The following is a 14,159-nucleotide window of genomic DNA, read 5'->3' on the forward strand; positions in this document are numbered from 1 at the left end:
CGCGAACTTCCGCACTAAATTGGCCTAAGTCAGGACAAAAGAATCCGCCGCGCGTGTTCCACGAAGGCCCGGCCGCGGGCATTAAGCCGCAGGCGCCGGCCGCTGCGCTCAAACAGGCTGGCCCCCACGGCCGTCTCGATCCGCTGCACGCGGCGGGTCAACGCGGATTGGGAGAGCCCGAGGGCGTCGGCAGCCGCGCCGACGAGGCCATGGTCGGCCACGGCGACGACGCCGCGCACATCCTCCAGGTTCATGCACACCTCGCATGGCTTATGTCATTTCTGAACATTTTACACATAACCGCGGGCAGGCCATGCTTGATGCATGACCAGAACGCGGCGCGCCACCATTGCCATGCTCTTCGTAGGCCTGGCAATTTTTTCTTGCCTCTACCCCACCCAAGCTATGCTTCCCACCCTGGTGGAGGACATGGGCATGTCACCCACGGAAGCCGCCATGACCATCTCCGCGGCTACCGGCGCGCTCGCCGTGTGCGTCATCCCAGTCTCCATCATCTCCGAGCGCATCGGCCGCGGAAAACTGCTGCTCGTCTCCACCATCGCAGCCACGCTCATCGGCATGCTTGTTCCGCTAGCACCCAATCCGGAGATCCTCATCGCCACCCGCGCGCTGCAGGGTGCCGTCATCGCCGGCGCCCCTGCCACCGCTATGGCCTGGATTTCGGAGGAGCTAGAAAGTTCCTACGTTGCCCGTGCCATGGGGTTGTACATCGCCGGCACCACCATTGGTGGGCTCACCGGCCGCCTCATCCCGACCGGGTTGCTCGAGCTCACGTCCTGGCGCTGGGCACTGGCGGGCTCTAGCCTGGTCACGCTCATCCTCGCCATCATCGCCGCGATCTTGCTGCCCTACCAGCAGAACTTCACCCCCAAGGAGATTCACTTCCGCTCGGAGCTGCGCGCCATCTTCCGCCATGCCCGGGACACCCGCCTCATCCCCTTATTCATCGTGGCCTTCGTGGCCATGGGCACCTTCGTGTCCCTCTATAACTTCCTGGCTTTTCGGCTCATCGACCACTTCCACCTCTCGCCGGGCTTGGCTGGCTTGGTCTTCCTCTTCTACCTCACCGGCACGTGGTCGTCGGCGCGCGCAGGCCGGCTGGTGACCCAAGTGGGCCACGCGAACACGCTTCTGCTCTCCTGCGCGCTCTTTGCCGTGGGCATCGCACTATGCATGGGTTCGCTGATCCCCACCCTGCTGGGCATCGTGTTATTTACCATCGGCTTTTTCGCCGCACACTCCACCGCGTCGGGCTGGGTGGGGCACATCGCCACCCACGACCGCGCGGAGGCCTCCAGCCTCTACGTCTTCTTCTATTACCTGGGCAGCTCCATCCTGGGCGCGCTGGCCGGCGTGCTCTTTGATTCCCTATCGTGGACCGGCTTCATCGCCGTCTACACCGCCCTCGCCACGGGTATCGCGGCACTGAGTTGGGTTGTGAGAAAAACCGGATAAAATCGTGTTTTATGGATAAGTGGTCGCCGCGCACATGGCACAGGAAAGCATCCCGCCCGGTCAGCCTATGGATGATGGTCTTTCTTCTCGCCGGCGCAACCCATACCCTTATCCCCAACTACCGGTGGGTCCTCATCCACCTCTTCACGCTAGGCATTCTCAGCAACAGCATCGTGGTATGGTCCCAGCACCTCACCGAAAAGTTCGTGCAGCTCAAAGTTCCGATGTCGGCCCGCCCTCGCCAGCTCGCGCGGATTTATCTGCAGAATGCCGGCGTTATCCTCACCCTCGTGGGCCAAATCCTCAGTGAATATTGGGGCCACCACTGGGTGCTTACACAGATAGGTGCCACGCTTGTCGCTCTTGCGGTGTCTTGGCATGGGTTGGTCCTCTTTGCTTTGTGGCGCCGCGCGGAATCCAAAAGGTTCCGCCCCGTCGTCGCAGCTTATGTGGCCTCGGCCTTCTTCCTTGCCGTGGGCGCTACTCTTGGCGCATTCCTCGCCACGCACCCTTCCCATCCGCGCCTGCTCATTGCACACGTTGCCGCCAATATCGGCGGTTTCGTCGGCCTCGCAGCCGCCGGTTCACTCACCATCTTGTTCCCATCTATCTGGCGCACCAAGGGAATCAACCCACACATGAGCCTGAGCTTCACGCTGTTGGCGCTGGGCGTGGTGACCACCGTGATCGGCAGCGCGTGGAATGTACCGCACGCGGGCCTGATCGTCTACTGCGTCGGCTGGGCGCTCAGCCTGCAGAGCTGGCTGCTCAATACCCTTAGCGTGTTCCGGGAACCACGCGGGCGCATCACCTTCCCGGCGCTTTCTGTGCTCTTTTCCTGCTTCTGGCTGCTCGGCGGTCTGGTGTATTACACCACCCAGCATTTCTTCTCCAGCGAGCCCCAGATTCCCATGCTCGCGCTCGTCGTGGGGTTTGGCGCCCAACTGCTCATCGGCGTCATGGGCTATATGCTGCCCACCACGATGGGCGGCGGCCCTTCAGCGGTGCGGGCTGGCCTGCGCGAATATAACCGCTGGGGGCTGGGGCGCTCGGTCTTTATCAACGGCGGACTTGCCCTCTGGCTGGCCACCTCCAGTTCCCTCACCATGGTTGCCGCCTCGCTGCTCTGCCTCGGTTCCATGGCCGTCCTCCCCATCCTCACCGCCCGCGCGGTCAAGGCCCAGAAAGCCGTGCTTCTCAAGAAGGCCGAAGGCCCAGCCCCAACGAGCACAACGGACTGGGACCAGGTGTGGGTGGCGCTTGCGGTGCTCATCATCCTCGGCGGACTCAGCCTCATCCTGTAGATCCCCAGACCTCGATCCCGCAACCTCCTGGTGGGCAGTGGGGCGTCGGCAAGCGCTTGGCGACGCCCACCTGCAGGTTGCGGGTTTGAGGTCTGGGGATTTGCAAAACGGGAAGGCAGAAGAAGCTAGGGCTCGAGGGGAGGCACGCCCGGCGCGCCGTGAGACATCCACTCGCGGACGGCATGGGTCGCGCGCACATCGCCGGCGTTATAGCGCAGAATCTGCGCACGCGCGTCCGTGTCACCGGCGAGGGCGGCGCGGCGGGCGTTAACGGATTCTTCGCCGTCAAACTCTTCCGGCCATTCAAAGCCCGCGACCGGGGCCACGGTCTTCAGACCCAACCCCGCGGTGCCGGCGAAACTACGCTTGACGTGGACAAACATATCCACCCACTCCTCCGAGGAGATGAACTCTTCCACTTCCTGGAGGTTGGGGGTAGAAAAACGCTGCGCGGACCTGCGCATCCAATGGTTCTCCCCGTGGGCGGAGTAGCAATACGCCGCAAAGGTCTTTCCCGCCGCATGTGCGTCAGCGCGCACTCCCATGAGCCACTCCCAAAACTCGGCGAAATTCTCTGCTTCCGCCCGGCCGCCGAGCGGCTCCCACGTGGCAAAAGAGTGATACTCACCGTCCAGGAGTGCACCCCACAGGTAGGCGCCTTGATCCAGGTAGGCCTCCATATCGACGTCGACTTCCACATCCGCGCGAGGAACGCTGACCTGCCCGCGGCGCAGCAGGGGAATACCTTCGCGCCAGGCGGCGGCGAGGGCGGAGGGGGCGCCGAGGGAGGCGTCGATAAGCCCTTGCACCGTTGTGATACCGCGCTCGCGGTAGGGGTTGGCGCGGTCGCCCGGCAGGAAAAGGGAAATGTCATCGCGGGCTTCCAGCTCTTCCCGGCACAAGGGCCAAAAGCGGCAGGAGGCGCACTCCTTAACGCGGCGCGGGCCCGCGGGCAGCGGTTGCGCCAGTGCCTCATCGATGGCAAAACGCGAGGTATCCGTGACAAAAGCCTGGCTGCGGTCCTGCCCAATCGCCGCGCCCCTGCCAGAATTCAGCCCCACTTCTTCCAAGCCCCGGGCTGCCAGCGCCAAACGGTAGCCGTCGATGGCGTGATGCCGAATCTTGTATTTTGCCGGCAAGGGCTCGCTCAACCCCAAGCGGTGGGTCGGCACGACGAGCGCACACGAGGCCTCATGCCGGCGCGCCACGCGGTGATCGGAGACGATGACAGGGCTATACATTTCGCCGTCCCGAACGAGGAGCTCCACGCGCACCATCCACTCTTCGGTGGAAAAGACGGCGTTGGTGATGTGCGTATACCCACGAGCTAGAGCCTCCAACGTGGCCAGGGCCCGCTCGAAGTCGCTACCCTCCAGGTCAATGCGGCGAAAACGGCCCGGCCCCTTTGCGGGAAGGCGGCTCAAGGCAGCATCGATAGCCGCCGCGTGGCGTTCCGCGCGGGCCTGACTTACCGCGGTACGTGGGATCTCGGGATGCGCGCGGCGCTGCACCAAGCGATAACGGCAGCCCACAAGATCCGTGGCGACGAGCACATCCTTCACAGCAGGTGAGCTTAGTAGACCACCTTGCTAGAGTTGTAGCGAGACCCTAAGGAAAGATAATTTAAGGACGTTTCAATGGGCATTATGAAGAAGATCCGCAAGGCCCGCCGTGAGGCCCGTGCTGAGGTTAAGGCCGCCAAGACCCGTGTAAAGGCAGAGGTCAAGGCTGCTGATAAGGCCAAGCACCGCCAGCAAAAGCTGTTGGCTAAGCAGGAGAAGGCGCTTATCAAGTCTGAGGAAAAGGGCCTGAAGAATCGCCGCAAGCACGAATACAAAATGGCCAAGAAGGAACTCGAACGCATTAAAGAAGGCCGTTTAAATAAGGGCAACGTCAAGCGTTATGCCGGCGCCCTGCGCACCGCCGCACCTCTTCTTTTGCCCCTGATTTACCGCGGCATCACCGTTGCCCAGCGCGAGGTTGAGAAGAAGCGCGCGCACAAGGCTGGCGTCAGCGCTGAGCAGCTGGCCTCCTTCTCCGGCCACGGCGCACCGCTAAAGGCGCGCACCGCCGGCATCCGCAACTCCCTGAAGGACGCCCAGCTGCCCGCCGGCTTTAAGCGCGACGTCAAGGAGCGGCTCAACGAGCTCGATTCCGCAATCGACAATGCGGAATACATGACTGAGCAGCAGCGCCAGCGCGCACACCGCTCCATCTCCGGCGAGATTGATTCTCTCAACGACGAGATCCAGTCCAAGCTGGGCGCATAACCCTTCGCACCACAGCTTCCAGCCTTCGATCCCCACATTCCCCGCCTCCTAACAAGGGCGGGAAAGCGGATCGGAGGCTTTTTCTTTCGGGTTTAAAATCAGCCTTTGTTACCGGCCAGAATACTGCTTCTCCTAGCGCCCCTTAACTGTGTCGCAGACGTGGTTTTGCTCTATAGTCAATAACAAGAGAAGGTTCTTTTAATGCCTTTCTCTTTAATCCGTTAAGTTACTTAAAGTTTAGGCTTCCGCTCTTGTGGTGAACGATGAGGGAAGCCCAAGCACAGCGCGATCAGATTACAGATCGAATGGAGAATCATGGCACGCCGCGAAATCACCCAGTTTTTTGACGACATTGATAACAAGCCCCTCAGCGAGGAAGAACTGATTGTCATCCGCTTCAGCGTTGACGGTAAAGACTATCTCCTCGATGTTTCCCAGGAGAATGCCGATAAGTTCCACGCCGCAATGGAACCTTTTGTCAAGGCCGCCCGTCACCCGGTGAAGAAGGACACCCGCCGCTACAAGCCGGCCGATGTCCGCGCCTGGGCCGCCCAGCACGGCTACCAGGTGGCCGAGCGCGGCAAGATCCCCAACGACGTCATCCTGGCCTACCGCGACGCCAACAACCTCTAAAGAACGCCCTGCTCGCGGGCGGCCGCCACGGCCGACGTGCGCGAGCGCACTCCTAATTTGTCGTAAATGTGGACGAGGTGAGACTTCACCGTCGCCTCCGAAAGCATCAGCTCCACACCGATCTCCCGGTTGGAGGATCCCGCCGCGACTAGCTTCAGTACTTCCAGCTCGCGCGGGGTAAGGGAGGTGCGCGGCGTGCGCACGCGGGTCATCAGCTTATCGGCCACTACCGGCGAAAGCGCCGAATCACCGTCGGCCGCCGAGCGCACCGCCGCGAGCAGCTCGACCGGCGGCGCATCCTTCAGCAAGTAGCCTACCGCTCCGGCCTCAATCGCCCCGAGAATATCCGCGTCAGTGTCGTAATTGGTCACCACGAGCACCTTGGGCGGATTCTCCATGGAGTAGCGGATGGCGGCAGTCGCCTCCGCGCCGCCCATGACGCGGGTACCTTCAATCCCCGCTCCGAAACGCAGATCCATGAGGAGGACGTCAATGCCACCTGCCTGCGCTGCGGAGACGGCGGCTTCGGCGGTCGCTACCTCACCCACCACCTCGATATCCTCAGCCCCCTCGAGCACCGAGCGTAGACCTAGGCGTACGATCTCGTGGTCGTCGGCAAGCAAGACCCTAATCACGGGCTTCCTCCTCATTGGTACGGTGTGGACAAATTCCTAATCTACATCGTTATCTAAGGGCACACTAACTGAGACCGCCGTGCCGCTTCCTGGCGTGGATTCAATCACGACCTCTCCACCAAGTTCCTCGGCACGTCTGCGCATCGCCGATAGACCAATATGCCCCAACCCCGCCGGCTTATTCTCCACTGCCTCGACATCAAAGCCGTCTCCATTGTCCACCACGTCCACGCGCACCTCATCCGGCGCATAGGTCACCGTCACCCGTGCCTTGCTGGCGTGGGCATGCTTGACGACGTTCCCCATCGCCCCCTGCGCAATCCGCAACAGTGCTGCTTCCACCTTCATGGGAAGTTGCTGGACATCGCCCTCAACGTCCACGGAAACATCAACCCCACCGGTTGCCGCGAAGTTATCCGCCATCCTGGTCATAGCTGACTCCAGGGAGGTTTCTGATAACGCCGCCGGCTGTAGTGCTGCGATCATGGCACGCGCCTCGTGGAGGTTATCCGCCGCGGTGCGCCGGGCGAGCTCAATGCGCTCCTGCGCCTTAGGGATATTCTCCTGGGCCAGGTCGCGGTCAGCGGCGTGCAGAAGCATCTGGATGGAGGACAAACCTTGAGCCAGGGTGTCGTGGATTTCGTGGGCGATGCGCTGGCGCTCGGCTGTCATACCGGCCGTGCGCTCGGACTCCACAAGTTGCGAACGGGTCTTCACCAATTCTTGGTTCATACGGCTCAGCGCCCGGAAGGCATAGGTGATAGCGATCGTCACCAGGGCCGATACCGCTGGGCCCATGACGCCGCCGAAGGACAGCCCGCCCGGTACCTGCACCAGCACGGTCATCACCGTGGCCGCGATAACGCAGATGACGCCGGGGATCATCTCCAGTACGTAGAGGTACACAAAGTACAGGGAAAACACGAGGTAGATGGCCGCAGGCGCCACAGCCAAGTCGGCAAGCCACAATACCGTGAGGATGACTATCCAGCCATAACGCGCGATGCGCGGCAGCGTCTCCAAGTAGGCTGAGCCCCCGAAGTACACCACGGCGAAAGAAACCAAGAGCAGCAGGTTGAGCACGCCCTGCCACAGAGGTAGGCGCACCGTGGTAAAAATCGCCACCACCAGCAGCGTCGCCGTCAGGACGTGGATACCGTTGCGCAGGGCATCCGATTCAACCGAGCGCTGGTCTAGTGTGGACGTCATGCGCCACAGCCTACTTCCCCCGCTTGCCGCCTGCCTGATCGGCATCGGCTTCGCCGCCGCGGGGTGCTCGGATGCAGACGACCCCACCCCCAGCACCCCGGCCGCAAGCCCTGCGCCACCCACCGACGCAGGCGATGGCCTGCCCATCGACGCCACAGCGGAGGTCAGCGACTGGGAAGACTGCCCCTATCTGGATACCCAATGGGTGGCCGATACGAACGGGCAGAGGATGACCCGGTGGGGCGTCGACAAGCGCTTTGGCACCCCCGCCTGTGTGTTCTGGTCCTACCCCGAGGAGCCACAAGTCACCGTCCTCATCCGCCAGATGCCCAGCGTGGAGGAAGCGCGCGCGGTCGTGGACTGGGCCGCCCCTGTCGAGGACACGGAGCTTGCCGAATTCGATGGCTGGTCGGGCGGGCGCGGCGTCTTTGAGGATCACTCGGTCTTCGCCGTGCAGAAGGACAACCACGCCGTGGTGGTGTGGTCGAACCAGCTGCAAACGCTCAAGCCCCAGCTCATAGCGCAGGAAGCGATCAACCGTTTAGGCCTATAAGGACTAAACGTATAAGGCCTAAGCATTTAATGGTCTAAACGGCAACGTCGTTATAGGGCATCTGCGCTGCTACCCAGGGAAACACAACCTCCATGAGCAGGAAGAAAACCCCCACGGCAAGAGCCAACGCCAGCACGGCTTTTACCGCGGTGGGGCCGGGCAACAGGTTCCACAGTGCGCGATACATTAGTTCTCCTCCAAGACGGCGGGGCGGTCATTGTCATCTGAGCCGGGCTTCTTAGCCTCCCGGTCGGTCTCCATGGCGTGCACGATCATGCGTTCCGCATTGGAGAACTGCGGATGGCACGTCGTGAGTGTAAGCAAGGATTCGCTGGGCTCAACGCCCTCCGCTCCGGGAACAGGTTGGAGCACGCTCACATCGCCCGGCAGCGTGATGTGGCGGCCTTGAACCGGCTGGTACTCCGGCTTGGCTTGCTGCTCTGGGCTGAAGCACTCCCCCGGGGAACCGTCGATAGGCAGCACGCGGTAGGTGATCCACTCCGTCGCAGTTTCGATGACGATGGCATCACAGGTGTGCAGGTTACCCAAGTCATTAAAGGGCGCGCCCTTGCCCACGCGGTGTCCGGCCACCGCAAAGTTGCCCGGCTCACCGGGCATCTGCGTCTCGGTGTAGCGTCCCGGTCCGCGCAGCAAATCATCCTCGTTGGTGCCTTCGAGGACCGCGAAGGCGAAGTCCGAGCCGAAGGCAGGGATATAGAGGCGTGCAAATGCCTCACCGAGCTGCGGGGCATGGCCAGCGCCGCGCGGATTGTGCCACTCCTCCTGTAGCGTCTCGTTGGCTTCGTCCTGTAGCTTGCCGGAGGCGATGTTGGTCCAGTAGGACTCGTAAAAAGCAAAGAGCAGCAGCAGCACGCCGGCCGTCAGCATCAGCTCACCGATGACGGAGCCGACGGTCGTTCGCGTGCGCGCGGTGGGGTGGGGCATACTCACTACCCTAGCCTCCCTGTAACGTGTAAGTGCCCCACCACCCTGCAGAAAGAGGAGTAGGCGATGATCGAAATCTTCATGTATCCGGTCTCCGGAATCATGAAACTCTGGCACCTCCTGTTAGGCGCTTTCTTCTCCGGCTCCATGGCATGGATCCTCACCATCGTCTTCCTCGTGCTGACGGTCCGCGGGTTCATCGCACCGCTGAACTGGCTTTCCGTGAAGCAAGGCCGCATCGGAGCCCTCATGCGCCCAGAGATGACTGAGCTCAACGCGCAGCTCGCTCGGGCCGACACCGTCGATGAAGCCGTCGCCGTCCTTACGCAGCAGCGCGATCTCAAGAAGCGCTTTCAGCACAACCCGCTGGTGGGTTGCTTCCCAGCCTTCCTCATCATTCCCGCCTTTATTGGCCTCTACCAGGTGGTGCTCCGCGTCTCCGGTTCCACACATGAGCCGGTGGGAATGCTCACGCTAGACGACGTCTCCTCTTTCCGCGCCTCCACCGTCTTCGGCGTTCCCCTCACCGATTTCGCCCGCGAGCACCGTGACTTGGTCCTGCCCATGCTCATCGCGGCACTCGTGTTTACCTCCCTCAACACGCTCATTACGCTCTACCGCGGCTACCTCACCACGCTTTTCGACGAAAAGATCCCTCGCCGCTTGCTGTGGTTTATGGCCCTCATGGTGGTTCTTATCCCGTGGATGTTGTGGATGGTGGCCTGGCACGGCCCCATCCCCGTGACCATCATCTTCTACTGGGGTTGTTCCTACCTCTTCACCCTGCTACAGACGGGCGTGTACGAAATTATTCTGCGCAAGCGCTACCCGCTGCCGGAGGCCGTCCACGAGCAGCGCCGCGCCAGCATCCAGCGCTGGCACACCAAGGAGAAGAAGCGGGAAAAGAAAGCGGCCAAGCAGCGGCTCAAAGAGGAGCCGGGGCACAAGGAAGAGCTCGCCGCTAACCGCAAGCGCCACTCGGAGATCGTGGCGGAGGCACGAAAAATTGTTAAATCGAATAGTCGGCAGGAGGAGCCGACAGAAGCCGAATAGCCAGCTGCTTGGCTGTTACGAGCGGGGCGACGTCGCGGGTAAGGCGTGCGCCGGCAAGCCCGCCATCAAGGAAGATGAGAATTTCGCTAGCCTGCTCCTCTGAGGGGTAGCCATTCTTAGCGTTGAGGAGTGCTGTGACCGTGGAATGCATCCACGTGCGGTGCTCGACGCAGGCGGCCACGATGCCGCGCTCGGCATCAGTTTCTGGCCGCGGATACTCGCCCGCAGCGTTGAGGAAGTGCGAGCCCCTGAATTCCATGGAGGGCTGCTCCTCGATGGCCTTGTCGAAGAAGGCCAGAATCTTGCTTTCCGGGTCTGTCGCGTCCTCGGTGCGCTTTTGCCAATCGGCGCGATATTCCTCATCAAGGGCCTCAACGTACGCGATAACGAGGGCGTCCTTAGAGCCGAAGAGGGAGTACAGCGATGCCTTAGCGACGTCCGCCTCACGCAGGATGCGGTCGATGCCGATCACGCGGATTCCTTCGGTGGTAAAGAGCCGCGTGGCGGATTCGAGCAGTCGGCTGCGCGGACTCGGACGATTGCGTCGCGACTTCTTTTCGGCCATTTCTTCTCCTCACATGACAAAACCGGTTCATCTACACAATATAGACAAACCGGTATGTATGCGAATTATTATTTCTTGCGGCCCGTAATGGCTCCCACAATCCACAGCAGGATACAGGCGCCGACCGTTGCCGTAATAATCATAAGGAACCAGCTATCACCAACACTCTTATTAAAGAGCGCAAGCAAGCCGCCACCAATCAGGCCACCGATAACACCAACAATGAGGTTAGTGAACAGCCCCTGATCGCGCTTCATAATCTTCTCAGCGAGCCAGCCCGCAATGATGCCAACAACAATCGAACCAAAGAAACCGAGACCAAGTCCCATGTCACTCTCTCCTTCTAATAACAGTAAATAGCTTTTATTTACGTGCTCCCCACCGTACGCCTGAAAACACCAAAACGACTCGGGCTTACCACTTATCCAGTAAATGGGCCCGAATCGTTATAGCGGGGTTATGCGAAGGTTACTCGGAGTCCGGACGTACCACCATCATCGGGCACGGTGCGGACTGCAGTAGCGCGCGGGAGGTGGAGCCAAGCAGCATGCCCTTGAAACCACCACGGCCGTGGGAACCCACGACGAGAAGCTGGGCGCCCTCAGAAGCCTCTGCCAGCGCGCGAACCGGACGGTCGCGAGCAATAACCTTCTTGACCTGTACCTCCGGGTACTTTTCTTGGAATTCAGCGAGGCGCTCGGTCAGCAGCTCTGCCTGCTCCTTCTCCACCTCAGCCCACTCGGCCTGTGCGGCGGAGAGGCCGGCCAGGGAGGCCTGAACCTGCATATCCATCCAGGTGTGAACGGCAATGAGCTCCGCGCCGCGGGCATCGGCTTCCTTGAAGGCATAATCTGTTGCCTTCTGGGAAACCTCGGAGCCATCGACACCGATGACAACCGGACCATACTTGGTGGACTCAGTGACGTGGTTATCCTCACGGACCACGACAACCGGGCAGGAGGCGTGGGAAACGACGGATGCGGACACCGAGCCCATCACCATGCCGGACAGGCCGCCCATGCCGCGGGAGCCCATGACAATCATGGTGACGTCCTTGGACATCTCCAGCAGCATGTCAATCGGGGAGCCCTCAGCCACGGTGTGGCCAATCTTCAGATCCGGGGCAACCTTGTGGGCCTCGGCGCGGGCATCCTCGATCTTCTCTAGGGTTTCCGCCTGGAGGTCATCAAAAAGCTCCTTCGGCGGAACCATGCCTTCGGCGTAGAGGAACTGCGGCATCGTATAGCTCGATGCGATACGCAGCGGGATACCCCGCTTTACCGCGGTATTAGCAGCCCAGCGGACGGCGTTCTTCGACGCTTCCGAACCATCAACGGCGACGACGACAATGTCTTCCTTTGCCATGACCTTTCCTTTCGAAGTGCTTACACTTCCAGTCTAATACCTATTACTAGACCTGTGGGGTGGTAGCAGCGTCCGCGTTGGCGGGGAAGAGGATGTTGTAGGCGGCCACGACAATGTCACGGATGACGGCACCGATACCATTAGAGAAGAAATCGATGACGGGTGCGAGAATAGAGTTAAAATCCATGGGTCAAAGAATATCGCAAAAAAGGCGTGGCGCAACACCACTTCCTATCCGTGATGGGCTAAACCCCACCCACGCCCGCGTGCCTGAAGGTCCGATTACCGCGTGGAACTTCGTTCACCACCTCATCGTCACTCAGCGCCACCGTCACCCCGGCGACAACGAGGCCGCGCTACAGGCCCGCTTCGACGCAGACGAAGTTGTGCGCCAAGATGGTTCCCCTCTTCGCCCTGATAGTATTCTCGCCACCAACGCAATGGTGTACTTCTACCGCATGCCGGCTCCCGAAACTCCCGTCCCATACGACATACCAATCCTCTTTGAGGACGAGCACCTCCTAGTGGTGGATAAGCCGCCCTTCATGGCCACCATGCCCCGCGCCCGGCACATCACAGAGACTGCAACCGTGCGCCTGCGCCGGATGACGGGAAACAACGAGCTATCTCCCGCGCATCGTCTCGACCGGCTTACCTCCGGCATCCTCGTCTTTACGAAGGACCGCTCCGTCCGGGGCGCCTACCAAACGTTGTTTGCCGAGCGCCGCGTAAACAAGACCTACGAGGCCATCGCGCCGCTTGCCGACGTCTCCCCAGGCACCATTTGGCGCTCCCGTATGGAGAAGACCCCGGGGGAGCTGCAAGGCCGCATCGTCGAGGGGGAAGTCAATGCCATCACCGAGGTCGCCGGCGTGGTGCCCGTAGATAAGGCCCCCTACGAGTCCATCCACGGTTCACTACCAGAGCTCGGGAAGTACACCTTAAAGCCGCAGACTGGCAAGACGCATCAACTCCGATTGCACATGCTCCAGGCAGCAATACCCATTATTGGGGACCCCATCTACCCCGTCATCTACCCGGCAGAAGCCGAGGATATGCGAATTCCCATGCACTTGACGGCGACGCACATTTCTTTTGCCGACCCCGTAACCGGCTATACCCGTGAGTTTCACTCTCGATTACCCCTACATACCCATAATCTTCTTCGCCCGTAGTTTTGGCCCCAGTACCCAAAAAGGCTGGGCCAAGCAACACTGCTGCCAAAGAATGAGGACGGAATTAGACCAGCACTCAAACCATTGCCTTTGACATGTTGGTCCGATAGCCTAGGACATCCCTATAATTCCCTATCCGAAAGGAACTGACACGATGAAGAAGTCCCTAGCTATCATCAGTGCCGCCGCACTTATGGTCACGGCGACACCCACAGCGACAGCCGAGGACGGGCTAGTGAACAACGCTCGACAAGGATCGTCTACTGATCTCAATGAACTCGTCGTCTCTCAATGAACTCGTCGTCGACTCCCCCTTCTACGACATTATCGCTATTCCAGTCACGCTCTCATCGCTCGCTCTTTCGTTCCTGGGCGTCCCTCAGTGCGGTTTGCACGACACCCGCGGTTGCGAGAAGGGCTAAGTACCACCGTCACCAAAGACAGCGCCTGTTCCTGTTTCCTGTAGATTTGGCCTTCGGCCCGCTTTTGCTGCGGCTGGGGGCTATTTTTGTTGTTCTCTACGAGGCAAACCCATCACTTGGGCGATGCGCCTAGGTTCAAGAATGCTGTAGCCTGCAAATGGTCCGGGGATGAGTGTCCTCAGCCGGCAAAGCTGTGTTGCTTGTTTGGGCGGCGGTGGATTCTTTGTGCTTGAGATAATTAGCGCGTATGACTCGTGCTCGGATCCGTTGCGGTCTATAAGCGCAGACGTGGAGACGTGGATGTGCAGCACGCAGGTCTGTGTTTTCGGGTTTGTGCTTTTGGGTTTTCTAGATGTCGCTTCCGGCTGCCGGATATGGCAGCACTGCTGTGCGACTGGCTTAGGTTGCCTTCAACGACACGTATACTCGCCCCCAGTGTTGCTTGGGGTGCGATGCGAAGGCCCGAAAACGCACCAAGAGCCTAGACATGGTGTGTCTAGGCTCTTGGTGAGATATATTTAGTTGTTTGTTTTGTTTGGTGTCGGCGGTTTCTT

18 protein-coding genes are annotated in these 14,159 nt (G+C 60.6%); 8 read left to right on the top strand and 10 right to left on the bottom strand.

The features are described from left to right. Positions 1–29: 29 nt before the first annotated feature. Positions 30–254: a helix-turn-helix domain-containing protein gene (locus HMPREF2932_RS07770; protein WP_071409946.1), complete on the bottom strand. Its 225-nt coding sequence runs from the start codon at positions 252–254 to the stop codon at positions 30–32. A gap of 70 nt (positions 255–324) precedes the next feature. On the opposite strand from HMPREF2932_RS07770, the gene HMPREF2932_RS07775 reads away from it, so the two are divergent. Together HMPREF2932_RS07775 and HMPREF2932_RS07780 are read left to right on the top strand one after the other, a co-directional pair. After that, a complete protein-coding gene (locus tag HMPREF2932_RS07775; protein ID WP_071409947.1) occupies positions 325–1,476 on the top strand; it encodes an MFS transporter in 1,152 nt (383 codons plus the stop codon). 11 nt (positions 1,477–1,487) lie between these two features. Continuing rightward, positions 1,488–2,780 (top strand): copper oxidase, encoded by a 1,293-nt coding sequence (locus HMPREF2932_RS07780; protein ID WP_071406707.1) that lies wholly within the window; start codon positions 1,488–1,490, stop codon positions 2,778–2,780. A 125-nt stretch (positions 2,781–2,905) separates the two neighbouring features. Here the strand turns inward: HMPREF2932_RS07780 and HMPREF2932_RS07785 are convergent, their stop codons facing one another. After that, positions 2,906–4,342: a TM0106 family RecB-like putative nuclease gene (locus HMPREF2932_RS07785; protein WP_198531142.1), complete on the bottom strand. Its 1,437-nt coding sequence runs from the start codon at positions 4,340–4,342 to the stop codon at positions 2,906–2,908. 75 nt (positions 4,343–4,417) lie between these two features. Here HMPREF2932_RS07785 and HMPREF2932_RS07790 point away from each other — a divergent pair, with 75 nt between their 5' ends. Further along, positions 4,418–5,050, top strand: coding sequence for a DUF6474 family protein (locus tag HMPREF2932_RS07790; protein ID WP_070682181.1), 633 nt, complete (start codon positions 4,418–4,420; stop codon positions 5,048–5,050). A gap of 315 nt (positions 5,051–5,365) precedes the next feature. Continuing rightward, positions 5,366–5,683 carry a histone-like nucleoid-structuring protein Lsr2 gene (locus tag HMPREF2932_RS07795; RefSeq protein WP_070517764.1) on the top strand — a complete coding sequence of 106 codons (318 nt, stop codon included), beginning with the start codon at positions 5,366–5,368 and terminating at the stop codon, positions 5,681–5,683. Here HMPREF2932_RS07795 and HMPREF2932_RS07800 read toward each other — a convergent pair. Together HMPREF2932_RS07800 and HMPREF2932_RS07805 are read right to left on the bottom strand one after the other, a co-directional pair. Then, a complete protein-coding gene (locus tag HMPREF2932_RS07800; protein ID WP_046647640.1) occupies positions 5,680–6,318 on the bottom strand; it encodes a LuxR C-terminal-related transcriptional regulator in 639 nt (212 codons plus the stop codon). The two genes, HMPREF2932_RS07795 and HMPREF2932_RS07800, sit on opposite strands and share 4 nt — an antisense overlap. A 36-nt stretch (positions 6,319–6,354) precedes the next feature. Continuing rightward, positions 6,355–7,527, bottom strand: coding sequence for a sensor histidine kinase (locus HMPREF2932_RS07805; RefSeq protein WP_070510858.1), 1,173 nt, complete (start codon positions 7,525–7,527; stop codon positions 6,355–6,357). Between HMPREF2932_RS07805 and HMPREF2932_RS07810 the strand changes: the two genes are divergently transcribed. Further along, positions 7,526–8,080: a DUF2020 domain-containing protein gene (locus HMPREF2932_RS07810; RefSeq protein WP_070510855.1), complete on the top strand. Its 555-nt coding sequence runs from the start codon at positions 7,526–7,528 to the stop codon at positions 8,078–8,080. The genes HMPREF2932_RS07805 and HMPREF2932_RS07810 overlap by 2 nt on opposite strands. 34 nt (positions 8,081–8,114) lie before the next feature. On the opposite strand, the gene HMPREF2932_RS13580 is transcribed toward HMPREF2932_RS07810, so the two are convergent. Both HMPREF2932_RS13580 and HMPREF2932_RS07815 read right to left on the bottom strand, forming a co-directional pair. After that, positions 8,115–8,267 (bottom strand): hypothetical protein, encoded by a 153-nt coding sequence (locus tag HMPREF2932_RS13580; RefSeq protein WP_168166775.1) that lies wholly within the window; start codon positions 8,265–8,267, stop codon positions 8,115–8,117. Continuing rightward, positions 8,267–9,025, bottom strand: coding sequence for a class E sortase (locus HMPREF2932_RS07815; protein WP_071409948.1), 759 nt, complete (start codon positions 9,023–9,025; stop codon positions 8,267–8,269). The genes HMPREF2932_RS13580 and HMPREF2932_RS07815 overlap by 1 nt, the downstream gene beginning before the upstream one ends. 66 nt (positions 9,026–9,091) lie before the next feature. Here HMPREF2932_RS07815 and yidC point away from each other — a divergent pair, with 66 nt between their 5' ends. Beyond that, positions 9,092–10,078, top strand: coding sequence for a membrane protein insertase YidC (gene yidC / locus HMPREF2932_RS07820; RefSeq protein WP_071409949.1), 987 nt, complete (start codon positions 9,092–9,094; stop codon positions 10,076–10,078). Here yidC and HMPREF2932_RS07825 read toward each other — a convergent pair. The 4 genes from HMPREF2932_RS07825 to HMPREF2932_RS13585 all read right to left on the bottom strand — a co-directional run bounded on the left by HMPREF2932_RS07825 (position 10,035) and on the right by HMPREF2932_RS13585 (position 12,195). Then, a complete protein-coding gene (locus HMPREF2932_RS07825) occupies positions 10,035–10,643 on the bottom strand; it encodes a TetR/AcrR family transcriptional regulator (protein ID WP_070545093.1) in 609 nt (202 codons plus the stop codon). The two genes, yidC and HMPREF2932_RS07825, sit on opposite strands and share 44 nt — an antisense overlap. Positions 10,644–10,711: 68 nt before the next feature. Beyond that, the gene (locus HMPREF2932_RS07830; RefSeq protein WP_010188457.1) at positions 10,712–10,972 is read right to left on the bottom strand and encodes a GlsB/YeaQ/YmgE family stress response membrane protein; all 261 of its coding nucleotides are present in this window, start codon (positions 10,970–10,972) and stop codon (positions 10,712–10,714) included. 139 nt (positions 10,973–11,111) lie between these two features. Then, positions 11,112–12,008 (bottom strand): universal stress protein, encoded by an 897-nt coding sequence (locus HMPREF2932_RS07835; RefSeq protein ID WP_046647652.1) that lies wholly within the window; start codon positions 12,006–12,008, stop codon positions 11,112–11,114. A gap of 46 nt (positions 12,009–12,054) precedes the next feature. Next, the gene (locus HMPREF2932_RS13585) at positions 12,055–12,195 is read right to left on the bottom strand and encodes a hypothetical protein (protein ID WP_168160887.1); all 141 of its coding nucleotides are present in this window, start codon (positions 12,193–12,195) and stop codon (positions 12,055–12,057) included. Between HMPREF2932_RS13585 and HMPREF2932_RS07840 the strand changes: the two genes are divergently transcribed. Continuing rightward, a complete protein-coding gene (locus tag HMPREF2932_RS07840; protein ID WP_084739009.1) occupies positions 12,131–13,183 on the top strand; it encodes a pseudouridine synthase in 1,053 nt (350 codons plus the stop codon). The two genes, HMPREF2932_RS13585 and HMPREF2932_RS07840, sit on opposite strands and share 65 nt — an antisense overlap. A gap of 272 nt (positions 13,184–13,455) precedes the next feature. Beyond that, a complete protein-coding gene (locus tag HMPREF2932_RS13850) occupies positions 13,456–13,605 on the top strand; it encodes a hypothetical protein (RefSeq protein WP_232761136.1) in 150 nt (49 codons plus the stop codon). Positions 13,606–14,159: the final 554 nt, after the last annotated feature.

The sequence above is a fragment of the Corynebacterium sp. HMSC074H12 genome, from assembly GCF_001813755.1.
In the GTDB taxonomy this organism is placed as follows: domain Bacteria; phylum Actinomycetota; class Actinomycetes; order Mycobacteriales; family Mycobacteriaceae; genus Corynebacterium; species Corynebacterium hiratae.

Excerpts from the sequence above, each read along its gene's own strand:
- HMPREF2932_RS07770 (WP_071409946.1), bottom strand. The coding sequence starts at position 254 with ATGAACCTGGAGGATGTGCGCGGCGTCGTCGCCGTGGCCGACCATGGC.
- HMPREF2932_RS07775 (WP_071409947.1), top strand. The coding sequence starts at position 325 with ATGACCAGAACGCGGCGCGCCACCATTGCCATGCTCTTCGTAGGCCTG.
- HMPREF2932_RS07780 (WP_071406707.1), top strand. The coding sequence starts at position 1,488 with ATGGATAAGTGGTCGCCGCGCACATGGCACAGGAAAGCATCCCGCCCG.
- HMPREF2932_RS07790 (WP_070682181.1), top strand. The coding sequence starts at position 4,418 with ATGGGCATTATGAAGAAGATCCGCAAGGCCCGCCGTGAGGCCCGTGCT.
- HMPREF2932_RS07795 (WP_070517764.1), top strand. The coding sequence starts at position 5,366 with ATGGCACGCCGCGAAATCACCCAGTTTTTTGACGACATTGATAACAAG.
- HMPREF2932_RS07810 (WP_070510855.1), top strand. The coding sequence starts at position 7,526 with ATGCGCCACAGCCTACTTCCCCCGCTTGCCGCCTGCCTGATCGGCATC.
- HMPREF2932_RS07805 (WP_070510858.1), bottom strand. The coding sequence starts at position 7,527 with ATGACGTCCACACTAGACCAGCGCTCGGTTGAATCGGATGCCCTGCGC.
- HMPREF2932_RS13580 (WP_168166775.1), bottom strand. The coding sequence starts at position 8,267 with ATGTATCGCGCACTGTGGAACCTGTTGCCCGGCCCCACCGCGGTAAAA.
- HMPREF2932_RS07815 (WP_071409948.1), bottom strand. The coding sequence starts at position 9,025 with ATGCCCCACCCCACCGCGCGCACGCGAACGACCGTCGGCTCCGTCATC.
- yidC (WP_071409949.1), top strand. The coding sequence starts at position 9,092 with ATGATCGAAATCTTCATGTATCCGGTCTCCGGAATCATGAAACTCTGG.
- HMPREF2932_RS07825 (WP_070545093.1), bottom strand. The coding sequence starts at position 10,643 with ATGGCCGAAAAGAAGTCGCGACGCAATCGTCCGAGTCCGCGCAGCCGA.
- HMPREF2932_RS07830 (WP_010188457.1), bottom strand. The coding sequence starts at position 10,972 with ATGGGACTTGGTCTCGGTTTCTTTGGTTCGATTGTTGTTGGCATCATT.
- HMPREF2932_RS07835 (WP_046647652.1), bottom strand. The coding sequence starts at position 12,008 with ATGGCAAAGGAAGACATTGTCGTCGTCGCCGTTGATGGTTCGGAAGCG.
- HMPREF2932_RS07840 (WP_084739009.1), top strand. The coding sequence starts at position 12,131 with ATGACGGCACCGATACCATTAGAGAAGAAATCGATGACGGGTGCGAGA.
- HMPREF2932_RS13585 (WP_168160887.1), bottom strand. The coding sequence starts at position 12,195 with ATGGATTTTAACTCTATTCTCGCACCCGTCATCGATTTCTTCTCTAAT.
- HMPREF2932_RS13850 (WP_232761136.1), top strand. The coding sequence starts at position 13,456 with ATGAACTCGTCGTCTCTCAATGAACTCGTCGTCGACTCCCCCTTCTAC.